Here is a 16914-nt window from a genome sequence, read left to right as displayed (position 1 = left end):
CCCGTAATACCTTGCTAAAAACAGTTAAGTTTTATGGTTTTTAATGAATTGAATTATCAATTAAAATTATATTTTAAATATTGATAGATAAGATAAATTTATTGCATAGTGCAGAAAGTATTTTAGTTCACATTCGTGCAATGAAGTGCAAGTTTCATCAAACATCTACAAAGCAAAAAAATGCTTGTATGATGTTTAAGCGACTTGAACCAATAACATCAGGGATATCATCATGAGTACAGATTCAGCTTTTCCAACACCGAATAATTTAGGTATAGCGGTTTATAGTAATAATGCAGACGCGATTGGAAATACACCGCTTGTTCGTATTAATCGTGTGATTTCCGCTCCGGCCACGGTACTTGCGAAAATTGAAAGCCGTAATCCGGCATTTTCAGTCAAGTGTCGTATTGGTGCCGCGTTGATTAATGATGCTGAAAAATCTGGCAAACTCAAACCCGGTATGCATATTGTCGAGCCAACCAGCGGCAATACCGGGATCGCATTGGCTTTTGTTGCCGCGGCCAAAGGTTATGACATTACTTTGACCATGCCTTCAAGCATGAGTATTGAACGCCGTAAGGTGGTGAAAGCATTGGGTGCCAATCTGGTTTTGACTGATCCGGCCAAAGGTATGAAGGGCGCGATTGAAGAGGCAGAACGTTTGCTGAATGAGAACCCTGAACAATATTTCCTGCCACAACAGTTTGAAAATCCGGCTAACCCGAAAATTCATGAAGAAACCACGGGCCCAGAAATCTGGGAAGCGACTGCGGGCAATGTCGATATTCTGGTCGCAGGTGTCGGAACGGGTGGAACCATTACCGGTATTTCACGCTACTTTGAAAAAGTGAGAAACAAGCCTTTATATTCTGTGGCGGTGGAACCTGCTGAGTCTGCGATTATTGGTCAGGCCAAACGTGGTGAAGACATTACACCTGGACCACACAAAATTCAGGGGATTGGTGCCAACTTCATTCCAGGCAATCTGGACCTAGAACTCGTTGATGAAGTGATTGCCATTAATAGCGCAGATGCAGTCGAGTGGGCACGTAAAACGGCAGCTCAGGAAGGTATCCTAGTCGGTATTTCAAGTGGCGCGGCTATGGCAGCAGCAGCCCAATTGGCGGCTCGCCCTGAAAATGCCAGTAAAAATATTGTGGTGATTTTGCCAGACGGTGGTGAACGTTACCTGTCTTCGATCTTGTTTGAAGATATTTCTGCCGAATAACATTGATGCATTTTATATTTTAAATACTGCCATACAAGCCCGAAGTCATCTTCGGGCTTTTTTATTGGGTAATTTTAAATCGCAGCAGGACGCTGCATTATTTTTAAAATAGTCAGATGAAGCACTTGACCTTACCATGATGGGAATGTTTAAGCTATAACATCAACAGTGAGTTGAGGCATGGAGATGGGTATGGCAGAACAAGATAGCAACCGCTTATATGAGCAGCAGGTGCAGATTGGCGGTATGACCTGTGCCTCCTGTGTCGCTCGCGTGGAAAAAGCCTTGAAAAAAATTGAAGGCGTGGTCGAGGCGTCTGTCAATCTATCGACTGAAAAAGCTTTTATTAAAAGCCAGCAGCCGATTGCTGCCGCTGCGCTGGTTCAAGCAATTGAAAAATCCGGTTTCGATGTACCGACGCAACAGTTTGATTTGAACATTGAAGGCATGACCTGTGCATCCTGTGTGGCTCGCGTAGAAAAAGCCCTAAAAAAAGTGGAGGGCGTGCTGGATGCACAAGTGAATCTGGCCACTGAAAAGGCGCATGTGAGTGCGATCAATTCTGTGCCATTGTCCAAGCTGACTCAAGCCATGCAAAAAGCCGGTTTTGATATTCAGAGCAATCGCATTGAACTGGCTATTGAAGGCATGACTTGCGCTTCATGTGTGGCACGTGTGGAAAAAGCTTTATTAAAAGTAGAAGGTGTCAGCGAAGCACAGGTCAATCTGGCCACCGAAACGGCCTGGGTGAAAGCCTTACATTCCCAGATTCCGGCCTTGATTGCTGCTGTGGAGAAAGCCGGTTATCAGGCCACCGTAAAATCCGGTACGGATATGTCGGCAGATAGTCATGGTGCTTTTCAGGAAAAGAAAGCCAATGAAACGGCACAACTGAAACGAGATTTATGGCTTGCAGTCATTCTGACAGCGCCTGTATTTATTCTGGAAATGGGCTCGCATCTGATTCCGGCATTTCATCATTTTATTGCCCATACGCTGGGAACCCAGAACAGCTGGTATCTGCAGTTTGTACTGACCACTTTGGTGCTGATTATTCCGGGACGGCGTTTTTATCAGCATGGTATTCCAGCTTTATTGCGTCTGGCACCGGATATGAACTCGCTGGTGGCCGTTGGAACGATTGCCGCATATGGCTTTTCCTGTATTGCGACCTTTTTTCCGCAGTTGTTACCGCAGTCCACTGTGCATGTGTATTTTGAAGCGGCCGCCGTTATTGTCGCGCTGATTTTACTGGGGCGTTATCTGGAAGCCAAAGCCAAAGGTAAAACATCGGAAGCGATTCAGTATCTAGTCGGCTTGCAACCGAAAACGGCACGGGTAGAACAGAATGATCACTGGGTTGATCTGGCAATTTCCGATGTGCAACAAGGAATGTTGATTGAAATTCGTCCGGGTGAAAAAGTCGCTGTCGATGGTGAAGTGGTTGCCGGACAAAGTTATATTGATGAAGCAATGATTAGCGGTGAACCTTTGCCTGTGGCCAAACAGGCTGGCGATCAGGTGGTCGGCGGTACAGTAAACCAGAACGGAACCTTGAAAATCAAGGCCACTGCGGTCGGACAGGATTCGGTACTGGCGCAGATTATTCAGATGGTAGAACAGGCACAAGGCTCAAAACTGCCAATTCAGGCCGTGGTCGATAAAGTGACTTTATGGTTTGTGCCGGCTGTTATGGCACTGGCGGCCCTGACCTTTATGGTCTGGTTCCTGTTTGGGCCTGAGCCGAATCTGACCTATGCATTGGTAAATGCAGTCGCCGTACTGATTATTGCCTGTCCATGTGCGATGGGACTGGCGACTCCTACCTCAATTATGGTCGGAACTGGCCGTGCAGCAGAACTGGGCGTGCTATTCCGTAAGGGCGAAGCATTGCAGTTATTGCAGCAAACCAAAGTCGTCGCGCTGGATAAAACCGGAACCTTAACTGAGGGAAAACCACTGCTGACCGACTTTGAAGTCACTGCAGATTTTAATCAGCAGACCGTATTACAGCTCGTCGCTTCAGTGGAGGCCAAGTCAGAACATCCGATTGCCCACGCCATTGTTCAGGCTGCTCGTGAGCAAGAACTGGAACTGAGTAAAGTGACCGATTTTGATTCGATCACTGGTGCAGGGGTAAAAGCACAGGTTGCTGGTCAGCAGCTGCATATCGGTGCAGAACGTCTGATGCAGGACTTGGGCTTAAATGTCGATCTGTTTAGAGCCACTGCACAAAAGCTCGGTGATCAGGGTCGTAGTCCTTTATATGTAGCGATTAATCAGAAACTGGCTGCGATTATTGCAGTAGCCGATCCGATTAAACCAACTACTTATAGCGCGATTCAGGCCTTGCATGACCAAGGTCTTAAAGTGGCGATGATTACTGGTGATCATCAGCATACCGCGCAGGCGATCGCCAAACAGTTGAAAATCGATCAGGTGATTGCGGAAGTTTTGCCGCATGAAAAAGTCGATGCAGTACGACAACTCCAGCAGCAATACGGCGTGCTCACTTTTGTTGGGGATGGAATCAATGATGCACCGGCATTGGCCCAGGCCGATGTCGGTATGGCGATTGGAACCGGTACCGATGTCGCGATTGAAGCAGCCGATGTGGTGTTGATGTCAGGCAATTTACAGCATGTGGCTACAGGCATTGGTTTAAGTCAGGCGACCATGCGCAATATTAAACAGAACCTGTTTTGGGCCTTTGTCTACAATATTGCCTTAATTCCGATTGCCGCGGGTGTGCTTTATCCATTTTGGGGTATATTGTTATCGCCAATGTTTGCCGCAGGTGCGATGGCGTTGTCCTCCGTGTTTGTCGTCAGCAATGCCTTGAGATTAAAAGCTTATCAACCGGTGCAGTTTAAGGAGTCAGTATGATGAATATTGGTCAGGCCGCAAAACGGTCCGGCATCTCTGCAAAAATGATCCGATATTATGAAGAAATCGGCTTGTTGCCGGCTCCGAAACGCAGTGATACAGGTTATCGGATTTATAGTGATGCGGACATTAAAACATTAAGTTTTATTCAGCATGCACGTGAACTTGGATTTTCTTCAGAGCAGATGAAAGAATTACTCGGCCTGTGGCTGAACAGCTCACGCCAGAGCAGCGAGGTTAAACAGCTGGCACAAAAACATATCCAGTTTTTACAACAGAAAATTGCCGATATGCAGCATATGCTATTAATTTTACAGCAATCTGTTGAGCAATGTGCTGGCAATGAACAGTCCGATTGCCAGATTTTAAAACAGATTGAACAGGGTGTCGTCCCCGAGCAGCACTGACGTGATCTGCAGTTCAGCTCAGATTAAATATAGTCTGCCGAATCCCATAAACTTTAAACCAATCCTATGGAGCTAAACATGAAATTTCGTATTGAAAACATGACCTGTGGTGGCTGCGCGCGCAGTGTCACGGCTACGATTAAAGATCTGGATGAAAATGCCACTGTGAATATTGATGTGGCGACTAAGCTAGTTGAAGTTGAATCGACAGCCAGTGAATCTGAGATTGTTGCAGCTTTAACCGAAGATGGTTTTCCACCTGTGGCTGCCTGATCATTGTTGAGTTAGATCGCGAAAGTGATCTTATGAACTCATACAACCAAATAAAAAAATGCCTGATCGAATCAGGCATTTTTTTATTATAGTGATTATACCGATGAGATTTTATCTGGCGTCATGAGTGCCTGATTAATATAAAGTTTAATTAAACGTTCACGTGACCCAATTGCTTTTTGGTAATTGGTCGAATTTAATAACAGCGAAGCGCCATAGGTGACTGTCCAGATATAAGATAAATAATCGCGAATCGACATGGCACTTTCTAAAGCCACCAGATAATCATGGGTGATGTCTTTAATCCGGATAATCCGTTCTTCACGAATACGATAAAGCTCCTGAAATAACTCTTTCAGATTTTTTTCGTTATTGGTTAAACGCTCTTCAATGACATGCAACAGGATGGTTCGGTTTGAATTGAGCATGTGATAGAGCATATATTGTGAAACATAATTTTTAATATCGTTATTATGCTTTTTTGATATTTCTAGAATTCTTTTTTCATTCAGAATAATCAGTTCTAAATATAACTGGTTCTTGCTTTTAAAATGTTTGTAGATGGTTCCTTTTGCGATGTCCAGTTCACTGGCCAGCTCACTCAGGGTAATGTCCTGATTATTATCCAGTAGCAGGCTTTCCGCCATGCTGAGGATCTTCTCTTTACGAAGAAGGAAGTTCTGCTGTCTTACAGTCGTCATCTTCTTGGTCCATACTTTTCGAAAAAGAACCTTTCAAGAATATGCAATTTTGCACGCGATGGCTATAAAACTAAGGTCGTGATATTTATCTCATTTTGTATATTTATGCAGCAACTGCTGACAAATAAAAATAGCGATGCTGAGCAGCCAGAAATATTGTCAAGAAAACTGAACCCTAGAGATCAACTTTGCTAAATAAAATTCCATTTTCAGTATAATTATTTTATTGTTTCAGCGCACGAAGCTAAATCCTTCGACTGTTTTAAGCCCATATTTATCCGGGTTTAGTAGGGAAAGTAGATCAATATTAAGCTGGCATATTCAGTCACTTATACTGAACATGAAGACGTGATTGTCAAGGCAACTTTATGAATCTAGATATAGATTTAATACTGCAAGAATTGGATATCACGATTTTAAAATCGCCCGCTTGGATTCTAATGAAAATTAGAAAATATTTGGCAACAGGATTGAGTATCACCCTTTAAGGAATTTAAAAATGCCGATTTATAATGCGCCGCTAAAAGACATGGAATTTATTTTAAATGATGTATTCCAAGCTGAACAATTTTGGCAAGGTAATGAAAATCTTGCACATTTAGATATGGCGACGGCAAATGCAATTCTGGAAGAGATGGCCAAATTTTCTAAAAATGTCATTCTTGACCTGAATCGTCCTGCTGATGAAGAAGGTGGTGCTCAGTTTAAAAACGGTGAAGTGACGACACCAAAAGGTTTTAAAGAAGCTTTCAGACAGTTTGCCGAAGGTGGCTGGGTGGGCTTGGGTGCTCCTGAAGAATGGGGTGGGCAAAACATGCCGAAAATGCTCACGGTTCTGGCGGATGAAATGATCTGGAGCACCAATCCATCTTTCATGCTTTATCCGCTATTAACGGTGGGTGCAGGTATGGCGATCAATGACCGCGCCTCACAGGAACAGAAAGAAACTTATTTACCAAAATTCTATACGGGTGAATGGTCAGGCACCATGTGTCTGACTGAACCACATTCCGGCACAGATCTTGGCATTATCAAGACCAAAGCTGAACCGAATGAAGATGGTTCATATAATATTACCGGCACCAAAATTTTTATTACCAGCGGTGAGCATGATCTGAGTGAAAATATCATTCATCTGGTGCTGGCAAAAACTCCGAATGCACCAGCAGGTTCACGTGGTATTTCCCTATTTATTGTGCCGAAATTCCTGGTCAATGCCGATGGTTCGCTCGGTGAACGTAATGCAGTCGCTGCCGGTTCGATCGAACATAAAATGGGAATTAAAGGCTCGGCGACCTGCGTCATGAACTTTGACGGTGCCAAGGGCTATATGGTCGGTAATGAAAATGAAGGTCTGGCCGGCATGTTCGTGATGATGAACTACGAACGTTTATCTATGGGGATTCAGGGCATTGGTGCAGCAGAATTTGCCTACCAGAATGCAGCACAATATGCGACGGATCGTTTACAGGGCCGTGCATCAACTGGTGCAAAATCTCCAGAAAAATCAGCCGATTCGATTCTGGTACATGGCGATGTACGCCGTATGCTGCTCAATGTACGAGCCAACAATGAAGCTTCGCGTGCGTTTGCAGTGTATGTGGGTCAACAACTGGATATTACCAAATACTCAACCAACCCTGAAGCCGTGCGTAAAGCGACTGACCGTGTGGCCTTGTTGACGCCAATCGCCAAAGCTTACTTAACCGACAAGGCACTGGATTCTGCACTGGAAGCACAAATGTGCTTCGGTGGTCATGGCTATATCCGTGAATGGGGCATGGAACAGTGTATTCGTGACCTGCGTATTTCACAGATTTATGAAGGCACCAATGGCGTGCAGGCGATTGACCTGATTGGGCGTAAAACCACCAAATGTAATGGTTCTTATATCGCGGAATATATTGCTGAAATCCGTGAATTTGCACAAAGTCTAGATGATTCATTGACGATTAAAACGGTGACATTAGAGACCTGTCAGCAACTCGAAGACATCACCAAATTCATCGTCGAGCAGTCTAAACTGAACCCTGATTTTGCCAACGCGATTGCTGTCGATTATTTACATGCGGTTGGGCTACTAAGTTTCGTGTATATGTATGCGCGGATTAGCAAAGCCGCTGCAGCCAAAGACGACAGCTACTTCCAGAACAAACTGGTACTGGCCAACTATTATGTGGCCAAAATACTTCCGGATTTGAGTGCACGAATCCAACGTATTCAAGCCGGTGCGGAACTGGTGATGCAGTTGCCTGAAGACTATTTTACCGCACAGGCTTAACCCGCAATGATTGCGAAGGACCAGCCCTACAGCGCTTTGGCTATGTAGGGTTGATAACAATGATGAAAAAGGATGAAACTAAAATGATCGTAATTGTAGATGCAGTACGTACCGCGATGGGCGGTTTTCAAGGTTCATTGTCAAGCTGTACCGCGCCGGATTTGGGTGCTGTGGCAATTAAAGAAGTGGTGGCACGTGCAGGATTGGCGGCCAATGATATTGATGAAGTGATCATGGGCTGCGTACTGCCAGCCGGTTTAAAACAGGGTCCGGCACGTCAGGCCATGCGTCAGGCAGGTCTACCGGATTCAACTGGTGCGACCACCATCAATAAAATTTGTGGTTCAGGCATGAAAGCCGTGATGCAGGCAGCAGATGCGATCAAGGCCGGTTCAGCAGAGATTGTGGTTGCAGGCGGGATGGAGTCGATGTCAAACGCACCCTATTTAATGGACAAGGCACGTGCCGGTTTCCGCATGGGACATGGCAAAGTCATTGATCACATGTTCCAGGAAGGTCTGGAAGATGCTGAAACAGGTCTGTCGATGGGAATTTTGGCTCAGGAAATGGCGGATAAAAAAGGCTATACGCGTGAGCAGCAGGATGACTATGCGATTGGCTCATTAAATAAAGCCGTGACCGCCGTCCAGCAAGGCTTCTTTAAAGATGAAATCGTGCCGGTCACTGTCAGCAGCCGTAAAGGTGATGTGATAGTAGAGCAGGATGAGCAACCTTTAAATGCCAAGGCTGATAAAATTCCAACTCTGCGTCCAGCGTTCAAAAAAGACGGCACCATTACTGCGGCAAATGCCAGTTCAATTTCAGATGGTGCTTCAGCATTGGTGATCACCTCGAGCGAAATTGCTGCACAGCGTAACTTAAAACCGCTAGCTAATATTCTGGCCTATGCCAGCCATTCGCAGCATCCGTCAGAATTTACTATTGCACCTGTTGGTGCGATTGAAAAAGTCCTGAAAAAAACCGGTTGGGATGCTCAGGAGGTTGACCTTTGGGAAATCAACGAAGCGTTCGCCATGGTCACTATGTTAGCCATTGATGGCTTTAAACTTGATCCAGCAAAAGTGAACATTAATGGTGGTGCTTGTGCGCTTGGTCATCCATTGGGTTCTTCTGGCTCTCGTATTATTGTGACCTTGATTCATGCCTTAAAACGTACTGGCGGCAAGAAAGGGATTGCGTCCTTATGTATCGGTGGTGGTGAAGCGACTGCGATTGCTGTGGAACTGATTTAAGCACATCCTAAATCGTATATTCAGGTAGCAAACTCAATACTGATTCATTGGAGACTTTCTGCTCTTGGTTTGCCAGGAGCAGGGATTCTTTAAATCATATTAATTTTTAAAATACACAATAAAATCCATATTTTCGGACTTTGCTGATCCCATTCCAGCTATATTTTTACTATAAAAATTACTTTTTAAATTATTTAAAAACTTTTTCCAGCACATGCCGGTGAATAAATCGTAACTTGTCTTTAACTGCTTCGCTCAGCTTGAAGGGGTAGGCATCTTCCAGACCCATACAACGGTTTAAGGCATTCAGATTAAAGGTCAGGGTAACCCAGTTTTCCAGAATATGTTCAAAATCCTGTCCACCAATCGGGCATTCTTTAAAATCCATACTGGCCAGATAGCTGCCATTTCCTTCGACACGCATACCACCATAGTAGGCAGTTTCCAGTGTTTCCATCATATGCAGATAATGTGCCCAGGTTTCTGCCCAGTCTTCCCAGGGATGGGCGGTGGCATAAGCACTGATATACTTTTCCTGCCAGTTGATTGGTGCGCCTTCGTTATAATGGCGTTCAAGTGCCTTGCTGTAGTCTTGCCGCTCATCGCCAAAATACTGACGGAATTCATCTAGCAATTCCGGATGCATATGTTGCATGAGCGCAAAATAATAATGGCCGCTTTCATGACGAAAATGACCCAATAAAGTCCGGTAGTTTTCACCCATATTCACACGTGTAGTTTCACGATAAACCACATCAGCTTCAATGGCATTGAGGGTAATGACACCATTGGCATGACCAATTAAAACAGGCTTGTCTTCTTGGGGCAGGAGAAAATCAAAACGCAGACCAAATGGATCATCTTCAGACTTTTTAGGACGTGGCATCATGTTCATGCGCTGTGCCAAATACAGAAAACGGCGTTTGGCTTCTTCCAGTCGAAACCAGTAAATCAGGTTCTCGGAATTTTCCAGATCAGGAATGACATGAGTCAGCTGACAGGATTCACAAAACTCCTCGTCTTCATCGCTAGGAATCATCCAGTTGCATACCTGATAATTTACATAATTGTGACAGGGTTTATAACTGGCATGCTGGTAGTTTTTGGCGATTGGAACCCATCGCTCAGCACTCTGTTTTTCGAATGCGCATAGCTCTTTTTCCGAAGCGATATAACCGATCGGTGACAGACAGTGATCACAAACTGATTTGTAAAAAAACAGCTGTTGCTTGCAGACGGCACATTCAAAATGTTTCATTAAACTCCCTGTAGGGAAGCGAACGACCTAAAATGTTTATCGATGATGAACACGAAAAAAGGTTCAGAATGCCTACCTAAATTTCTTCCTGATAAAGAAACATCATAAAAATTTCATTGAAAATTCTATATGGATGAATTGTAAATATAGGCTGCTTGATATTAAATGAAACATCAATTGAATCTTTGTTTTAATAAAAAAGTATAGTTAAACAAGCTTTTAAATAAATTTTTAAATAGAGTGAGTTGCCATCTTAAAAAAACGGACAAGGCGTATTGAAGGATATTACCAAATATTCCGACCGGTTTTTAAATTTGGGGGAAGTCCATTCAAGAACAGCTAACTTTTAAGAATAAAAAATTTTTAATGTGAGCAAGCTAATAAAGAGGAATTAAAAAAAACATGAAAATTAGAAAAGCCAATCTTCAGGATACTCGTGCCATTGTCGATGTGATTGCACCCTTTGTCGATGCCGTGATCAGTTCGGAAGAAGGTCGCCAGCGCTTTCAGCCTGAGATGATCCAGACCATTTTCGAGCGTCCGGACATTCATTATTTTGTGGCAGAAATCGATCATCAGGTGATAGGCGTCGTGGCTTATATGGAACCTGCACACTTCATGCATTTTTTCCTGAACCAAGTCTATCAGGGGCAGGGTTATGGCCGCCGGCAAATGTGGCACTTTTTAGAAAGCGAGATCCGCCGTCAAGGCCATTCAATTATTACGGTAAAATCCAGTCTTTATGCCTTGGATATTTACAAGCGCTTTGGTTTTGTGGAAACGGGAAAATACACGGAAGAACATGGAATCCGTTTTATCCCGATGCGAAAGGATTATCCAGATTTTTAAAAGAAAATTAAAAAAACTGTTAGGCACAATTTTATATTCCAAAATTTTCCAAAAAAATGGTCATTTTCTGACTGTTTTATAGGTGATTTCACCTATAACAATGTGCCATTACTTGAGATAGCATCCGGCGATCTGGTACAGGGGTATTCATCTTCACTGATGAATACTTGTTGTTATTGCATTTCATATTGGAGCCAAGTAGAAAAGAGTTCAATTACACTTCAGGTCTAATTACATACTTTAAACATATAGAATAAATACACACTGTACACATCAGCCTAGGAAGGTTTGACTAAGCAAAATTAGTACCATTTTCACGTTTTAAAATGACTGGCAGATCACATTGCATTTTTTCAGCTGGAATCTTTCCAAATTAAGCCAAACTTTCTGCTATTGGCCAGCATCCTATTTTTAATTAGTCAGTCCTTTTGTTAAGACATAGAATTAATTCACTTTTGTAGTAATAGCGATCAGTAGATGGCATTCAGCTGGATTTTTTTCACTTTAATTGCTGCATTTATGCAGGCTTGGCGCAACGCCTTTCAAAAACAGCTCAGCACCACGGTCGATGTGTGGGGAGTCACCCTGGCACGCTTTATTTTCGGTTTGCCATTCGCTGCGCTTTACCTGAGCAGCCTGTATTATTTCAAGCCAGTTGAAAGTGTGATTCACTTCACGCCCAAGTTCTGGGTCTGTGTGGTGATTGCGGGTTGCAGTCAGATTTTAGCTACGGCACTGATGGTGCAACTGTTCAAGCAAAAAATTATGCCGTTGGGGTGGGGCTGGCGAAAAGTGAAGCCATTTTAGCCGCCATTATTGGTGTGACCTTATTAGCAGATCATTTGTCATTTTTGGCCTGGATTGGTGTGGCGCTGGGCGGATATGCGGTATTTTTATTGAGTAAAGGCCAACAGGTCAGCGGGTTTTCAACCAGAACACTGGCTATTGGCATCGGAAGCGGTTTAAGTTTTGCCATCACCTCACTTCTGGTACGCGAAGCCAGTCTGGAATTAACCACTTTACCAACCTTGTATCGTGCGGCCTGGGTGTTGTTAATGGTGATCAGTTTTCAGTGCCTGAGTATGCTGCTTTATCTAAGCCTATTCAGCCGCCAGACTTTAGTGGCTATGTGGCAGCGTCTGGGCTTAACTTTTAAAGTGAGTGTGTGCAGTTTTATGGCATCACTAGGCTGGTTTACTGCCATGAGCATGATGAGTGTGCCGGTCGTGAAAACCTTAGGACAAATTGAGATTCTGTTTAGTATGCTGATTTCGGCATATTTCTTTAAAGAAAAACTGGCACGTACCGAGCATTGGGGTCTGGGCTTAGTAGTGATTGCAGCGATTTTAGTGATCTGGGCCTGATGTAGAACCAGTTTTTTAAATCTAAGCATAAAAAAGCCACTGATCAACAGTGGCTTTTTCTTTGCCTCTAGTATTTAAGCTGCAATAAATTTCTGGTGGTGTTTCAAAAAGTATGCTGGCGTTAAACAAATCCGTTATTAAGGTAAAAGAAAGTCAAATCAAAGGCTTTAAAATGATTTTCGAGCTTTTTAGAAAAGTTGCAACTTCTCCTAAATCCACGCCTGATTCGATGACGAATTCTACAATTGTTACCTTCAATACCGACGGTAAAAAACTTACCAATCACTTGCTTGCAACATTGAAATGCTGTGATAAAACTATCCCAATGATCACTCGCAATTCGAGCATATTGAACCCCAAGCTTTTTAAGTCTAGCTTTAAGACGTTGAACCGTTGCTAAATCCCGCTTACCCCAAACATAAGCAACAATTTCTCCAGATTCTCGATGGTAGGCATAAATAAGCCATTGTTTATTTTTCTTATTCCCTACAAAAGTCCAAAGTTCATCGACTTCAAGACATTCGTAGTGGCTTTGTTTAGGCTGAATCTGATAGATCGATTCACTTAAGGTTCGTAATACCTTGCCAATGCTGATACGCTCGACTTCAGCAATATCTCTTACACCGCTTCCTCTGACCATTAAATGTAATATCTTGCCGGTAATACCTGAGTTACACCCTTGATAGCTTAATGCATGATCACCAATAAATTGACGTTTGCAATCTTTGCACTGATGGTTTTGTTTCCCATCTACTTTGATGCCATTTCTCTTTATATTGTTACTTAGACAGGTAGGACATTTGATTTGTAGCGTTATTTTCATACCTCTATTTTATCAAAAGCCATATTGTTTTTTTCAGCATACTTTTTGAAACACCACCAAATTTCTGAACTGCCTGATTAAAGGCTTCTGGTTGCTCCACATTGGAAATGTGCGAGGCATTGATTTCAAACAGCTGGCTTTGTGAAATTTCAGCTTGCATGGCTTGACCATCTGCAACTGTCGTCACCGGGTCTTGCTGACCGGCCACAATCAGTACGGGCACTGAAATCGTTTTGATCTGTTCACGTAAATCCGCCTTAGCCAAAGCTTCGCAACAACTTGCATAACCTTCCGGGCTGCCAGCTCCAAGGTCGTTTGAAAGTTCTGCAACTGTCGCTGCGTTGCTTTGGATAAAGGGTTCGGTAAACCAGCGTGATGCTGCAGTTGATGCAATCGGTGCCAGACCTTGTTCACGCACCAACGCGGCACGTTCCAGCCAGGCTTGTTCCTGACCAATCTTGGCAGCAGTATTGCAAATAATCACGTGGCTAAAACGTTCAGGCTTGTTAATCGCTAACCATTGACCGGTTAAACCGCCCATCGAGATACCACAGAAAGCGGCTTTCTGGATGTTCAGGTGATCCAGCAGATTCACTACATCCTGTCCTAGCTGGTCCAGGCTATACGGACCTTGTGGTGCAGAGGAAGCGCCATGACCACGAGTGTCATAGCAAATGACAAAATAGTCTTGCTGGAAAAATTCAATTTGTGGTTGCCACATGCTGAATTTAGTACCCAATGAATTAGAAAAAACCAGGGCAGGTTTGCTGGCATCACCAAAGGTCTGGTAATTGATCTGGGCATCGTTGGATGTAAATGTTGGCATTGAAATCCCTCCCGACCTCCCTTTAAAAAAGGGAGGAGGTTTATCTTTTTAATAGGTTGTTAGACGCGTTCAATAATCAAAGCGATGCCTTGACCGACACCAATACACATTGAACAAAGACCGTATTTACCGCCAGTTTGTTCCAGCTGGTTGAGTGCGGTTGTGACTAAGCGTGCGCCAGATGCACCAAGTGGATGGCCCAAAGCAATTGCACCACCATTCGGATTGACTTTCTCTGAACCATCTTCAATGCCAAGGTCACGAGTACAAGCCAAAGCTTGTGCTGCAAAAGCTTCATTCAGCTCGATCACATCCATCTGCTCTAAAGTCAGACCGGTTTGCGCCAGTAATTTCTTAATGGCAGGTGCTGGACCAAAGCCCATGATACGTGGTTCAACACCAACGACGGTTGAACCAATAATTTTGGCACGTGGTTTTAAGCCATGTTGAGCAATTGCTTCATCAGACGCGATCAACAGGGCAGCTGCACCATCGTTAATCCCTGAAGCATTACCCGCCGTTACCGTCCCCTCTGCTTTCACCACAGGCTTCAGTTTTGCCAGAGCTTCTGCAGTGGTAGATGCACGCGGATGTTCATCAGTATCGACAACCACCGGATCGCCTTTACGCTGTGGAATCACTACAGGAATAATTTCATTTTTATAGAAACCTTTGGCCTGTGCTGCTGCAGTACGTTGCTGGCTGGTCAAGGCAAACTTGTCCTGGTCTTCACGGTTGATGTTGAACTGTTCCGCCAGATTTTCAGCCGTTTGCGGCATGGTTTCTACGCCGTACATTTCTTTCAGTTTCGGATTGATAAAACGCCATCCCATGGTGGTGTCTTCAATCTTCTGGCTACGGCCATACGCCGTTTCTGACTTGCCCATCACGAATGGGGCGCGTGACATGCTTTCTACACCACCAGCAATAATCAGATTCGCTTCACCGGCTTTAATCGCACGTGCTGCCATTGCGATGGCATCCATCGATGAACCACACAGGCGGTTCACGGTCGTCGCTGGTACCTGATAAGGCAAACCTGCAAGCAGAGAAGACATACGACCGACGTTACGGTTGTCTTCACCGGCCTGATTGGCACAGCCATAGATCACGTCATCGACCTGTTCCCAGTTCACACTTGGATTACGTTCCATCAAAGCTTTAATTGGCAGCGCACCTAAGTCATCTGCACGGACAGGCGCGAGACCACCGGCATAACGGCCGAATGGGGTACGGATGGCATCGATAATATATGCGTTTTTCATTGTGTATTTGCTCACATATTTAAAAGAAGAAAACTCCTCCCTTTTTAAAGGGAGGTTGGGAGGGATTTAATGAAGTAGTTTTATTCCTCAAATCCTCCCTAAATCCCTCCTTTAATAAAGGAGGGACTTCCCCTTAATTTGATTGAGTCGCATCAATCAGTTTGGCACCAGTCAATGACTGCAATTCTTCAAATGACAGACCTTCAACTTTCTCAATCACTTTCATCCCTTCAGGGGTGACATCAATCACGCAGAGGTCGGTATAGATACGGTCGACACATTTCAAGCCAGTAGCCGGATACGTCAGTTCAGCCACGATTTTTGGCTCGCCTTTTTTGGTCACGTGGTCAGTCGTAATAAAGACTTTCTTCGCGCCCACAGCCAGATCCATCGCACCGCCGACTGCTGGAATTGCATCCGGTGCACCGGTATGCCAGTTAGCCAAGTCACCATTTTCAGCGACCTGGAACGCGCCCAGTACGGCGATGTCTAAGTGACCGCCACGCATCATCGCGAAAGAATCACCATGATGGAAGAATGAACCGCCTTCAAGTAAAGTTACGAATTCTTTACCAGCATTAATCAGCTCAGGATCGCGGTCTTCTTCAGCAGGAGGAGGACCGAAAGCCAACAGGCCATTTTCAGAATGCAGGAAGACGTCTTTATCGCTTGGCAGGTAGCTGGAAATCTTGGTCGGTAAACCAATACCGAGGTTCACATAAGCGCCATCAGGAATATCTTGTGCCACACGTTCAGCGATCTGGTCACGGGTCAGTTTGCTATAGCTCATTATTTATCTCCGATGCCAATTATTGTGCAGGTTTAACTTGAACAACGTGTTGAACAAAAATTCCCGGGGTGATGATGTGTTCCGGATCCAGTGCACCCAGTTCAACCACTTCAGAAACTTGAGCAATCGTCACATCCGCAGCCATCGCCATAATCGGGCCGAAGTTACGCGCAGATTTACGGTAGACCAGATTGCCCCAACGGTCGCCTTTAGAAGCTTTAATTAAAGCAAAGTCAGCTTTAATTGGATTTTCTAAAACGTAGTCTTTACCTTCGTAGTTCATGGTCGGTTTGCCTTCAGCCAGCAAAGTACCAAAACCGGTAGGCGTGTAGATTGGACCTAAGCCCATACCTGCTGCCTGAATACGGCAAGCCAGATTACCTTGCGGCACCAGTTCCAGTTCGATCTTGCCTGCACGATAGAGTTCGTCAAATACCCAGGAATCTGACTGACGCGGGAAAGAACAGATAATTTTACGCACAGCGCCCGCTTTAAGCAGTTTCGCCAGACCATAATCGCCATTACCGGCATTATTGTTGACAATAATCAGGTCTTTAATACCCAATTCGATCAGACCATCAATCAGTTCAGCAGGCTGACCCGCTGTACCGAAACCACCGATCATAATGGTAGAACCGTCCTTGATCTGGGAGAGTGCTTCTTTCAATGATAATGAACTTTTATCTATCATAATCTGGTCCTTACAT

14 protein-coding genes and 1 pseudogene are annotated in these 16914 nt (G+C 44.3%); 8 read left to right on the top strand and 7 right to left on the bottom strand.

Features of this window, described 5'->3' with window-relative positions; translation table 11 throughout:
• Positions 1-232 precede the first annotated feature (232 nt).
• From cysK to HGD77_RS08150, 4 genes are all read left to right on the top strand, one after another.
• Positions 233-1231 carry a cysteine synthase A gene (gene cysK, locus HGD77_RS08165; RefSeq protein ID WP_004731133.1) on the top strand — a complete coding sequence of 333 codons (999 nt, stop codon included), beginning with the start codon at positions 233-235 and terminating at the stop codon, positions 1229-1231.
• A gap of 186 nt (positions 1232-1417) precedes the next feature.
• Positions 1418-4117, top strand: a complete 2700-nt coding sequence (locus HGD77_RS08160) for a heavy metal translocating P-type ATPase (protein WP_004731131.1) — start codon at positions 1418-1420, stop codon at positions 4115-4117.
• Positions 4114-4524, top strand: a complete 411-nt coding sequence (gene cueR / locus HGD77_RS08155) for a Cu(I)-responsive transcriptional regulator (protein ID WP_004731129.1) — start codon at positions 4114-4116, stop codon at positions 4522-4524. The genes HGD77_RS08160 and cueR overlap by 4 nt, the downstream gene beginning before the upstream one ends.
• Positions 4525-4602: 78 nt before the next feature.
• Positions 4603-4797 (top strand): heavy-metal-associated domain-containing protein, encoded by a 195-nt coding sequence (locus HGD77_RS08150; protein ID WP_004731127.1) that lies wholly within the window; start codon positions 4603-4605, stop codon positions 4795-4797.
• 95 nt (positions 4798-4892) lie between these two features.
• On the opposite strand, the gene HGD77_RS08145 is transcribed toward HGD77_RS08150, so the two are convergent.
• Positions 4893-5498 (bottom strand): TetR/AcrR family transcriptional regulator, encoded by a 606-nt coding sequence (locus HGD77_RS08145; protein ID WP_004280405.1) that lies wholly within the window; start codon positions 5496-5498, stop codon positions 4893-4895.
• 499 nt (positions 5499-5997) lie between these two features.
• On the opposite strand from HGD77_RS08145, the gene HGD77_RS08140 reads away from it, so the two are divergent.
• Entirely contained in the window at positions 5998-7779 is a 1782-nt protein-coding gene (locus tag HGD77_RS08140; protein WP_004731125.1) for an acyl-CoA dehydrogenase C-terminal domain-containing protein, read from the top strand.
• An 83-nt stretch (positions 7780-7862) separates the two neighbouring features.
• The gene (locus tag HGD77_RS08135) at positions 7863-9032 is read left to right on the top strand and encodes a thiolase family protein (protein ID WP_004280402.1); all 1170 of its coding nucleotides are present in this window, start codon (positions 7863-7865) and stop codon (positions 9030-9032) included.
• A 190-nt stretch (positions 9033-9222) separates the two neighbouring features.
• Here HGD77_RS08135 and HGD77_RS08130 read toward each other — a convergent pair whose 3' ends face one another.
• Entirely contained in the window at positions 9223-10290 is a 1068-nt protein-coding gene (locus HGD77_RS08130; protein ID WP_004731123.1) for a putative zinc-binding metallopeptidase, read from the bottom strand.
• A 402-nt stretch (positions 10291-10692) separates the two neighbouring features.
• On the opposite strand from HGD77_RS08130, the gene HGD77_RS08125 reads away from it, so the two are divergent.
• Positions 10693-11139, top strand: a complete 447-nt coding sequence (locus tag HGD77_RS08125) for a GNAT family N-acetyltransferase (RefSeq protein ID WP_004731121.1) — start codon at positions 10693-10695, stop codon at positions 11137-11139.
• Between the two features lie 477 nt (positions 11140-11616).
• A pseudogene (locus HGD77_RS08120) lies at positions 11617-12503 on the top strand (multidrug transporter).
• A 121-nt stretch (positions 12504-12624) separates the two neighbouring features.
• Here the strand turns inward: HGD77_RS08120 and HGD77_RS08115 are convergent.
• The 5 genes from HGD77_RS08115 to HGD77_RS08095 form a co-directional block, all read right to left on the bottom strand.
• Positions 12625-13326: an IS1 family transposase gene (locus HGD77_RS08115; protein ID WP_004282345.1), complete on the bottom strand. Its 702-nt coding sequence runs from the start codon at positions 13324-13326 to the stop codon at positions 12625-12627.
• Between the two features lie 4 nt (positions 13327-13330).
• Positions 13331-14152 (bottom strand): 3-oxoadipate enol-lactonase, encoded by an 822-nt coding sequence (gene pcaD / locus HGD77_RS08110; protein ID WP_138743186.1) that lies wholly within the window; start codon positions 14150-14152, stop codon positions 13331-13333.
• A 59-nt stretch (positions 14153-14211) separates the two neighbouring features.
• Entirely contained in the window at positions 14212-15417 is a 1206-nt protein-coding gene (gene pcaF, locus HGD77_RS08105; protein WP_004731114.1) for a 3-oxoadipyl-CoA thiolase, read from the bottom strand.
• A 133-nt stretch (positions 15418-15550) separates the two neighbouring features.
• Positions 15551-16207, bottom strand: coding sequence for a 3-oxoacid CoA-transferase subunit B (locus HGD77_RS08100; RefSeq protein WP_004731112.1), 657 nt, complete (start codon positions 16205-16207; stop codon positions 15551-15553).
• 19 nt (positions 16208-16226) lie between these two features.
• Positions 16227-16898: a 3-oxoacid CoA-transferase subunit A gene (locus HGD77_RS08095; protein WP_004731110.1), complete on the bottom strand. Its 672-nt coding sequence runs from the start codon at positions 16896-16898 to the stop codon at positions 16227-16229.
• Between the last annotated feature and the right edge of the window lie 16 nt (positions 16899-16914).

It is taken from the genome of Acinetobacter sp. NEB149, assembly GCF_012516415.1.
In the GTDB taxonomy this organism is placed as follows: domain Bacteria; phylum Pseudomonadota; class Gammaproteobacteria; order Pseudomonadales; family Moraxellaceae; genus Acinetobacter; species Acinetobacter lwoffii_V.
The sequence above is the reverse complement of the archived record's forward strand: the minus strand, read 5'-3'. Positions and strand labels throughout refer to the sequence as shown.

What these genes read in the sequence shown, in the direction of transcription:
- cysK (WP_004731133.1), top strand. Translation starts at nt 233, where the DNA reads ATGAGTACAGATTCAGCTTTTCCAACACCGAATAATTTAGGTATAGCG.
- HGD77_RS08160 (WP_004731131.1), top strand. Translation starts at nt 1,418, where the DNA reads ATGGGTATGGCAGAACAAGATAGCAACCGCTTATATGAGCAGCAGGTG.
- cueR (WP_004731129.1), top strand. Translation starts at nt 4,114, where the DNA reads ATGATGAATATTGGTCAGGCCGCAAAACGGTCCGGCATCTCTGCAAAA.
- HGD77_RS08150 (WP_004731127.1), top strand. Translation starts at nt 4,603, where the DNA reads ATGAAATTTCGTATTGAAAACATGACCTGTGGTGGCTGCGCGCGCAGT.
- HGD77_RS08145 (WP_004280405.1), bottom strand. Translation starts at nt 5,498, where the DNA reads ATGACGACTGTAAGACAGCAGAACTTCCTTCTTCGTAAAGAGAAGATC.
- HGD77_RS08140 (WP_004731125.1), top strand. Translation starts at nt 5,998, where the DNA reads ATGCCGATTTATAATGCGCCGCTAAAAGACATGGAATTTATTTTAAAT.
- HGD77_RS08135 (WP_004280402.1), top strand. Translation starts at nt 7,863, where the DNA reads ATGATCGTAATTGTAGATGCAGTACGTACCGCGATGGGCGGTTTTCAA.
- HGD77_RS08130 (WP_004731123.1), bottom strand. Translation starts at nt 10,290, where the DNA reads ATGAAACATTTTGAATGTGCCGTCTGCAAGCAACAGCTGTTTTTTTAC.
- HGD77_RS08125 (WP_004731121.1), top strand. Translation starts at nt 10,693, where the DNA reads ATGAAAATTAGAAAAGCCAATCTTCAGGATACTCGTGCCATTGTCGAT.
- HGD77_RS08115 (WP_004282345.1), bottom strand. Translation starts at nt 13,326, where the DNA reads ATGAAAATAACGCTACAAATCAAATGTCCTACCTGTCTAAGTAACAAT.
- pcaD (WP_138743186.1), bottom strand. Translation starts at nt 14,152, where the DNA reads ATGCCAACATTTACATCCAACGATGCCCAGATCAATTACCAGACCTTT.
- pcaF (WP_004731114.1), bottom strand. Translation starts at nt 15,417, where the DNA reads ATGAAAAACGCATATATTATCGATGCCATCCGTACCCCATTCGGCCGT.
- HGD77_RS08100 (WP_004731112.1), bottom strand. Translation starts at nt 16,207, where the DNA reads ATGAGCTATAGCAAACTGACCCGTGACCAGATCGCTGAACGTGTGGCA.
- HGD77_RS08095 (WP_004731110.1), bottom strand. Translation starts at nt 16,898, where the DNA reads ATGATAGATAAAAGTTCATTATCATTGAAAGAAGCACTCTCCCAGATC.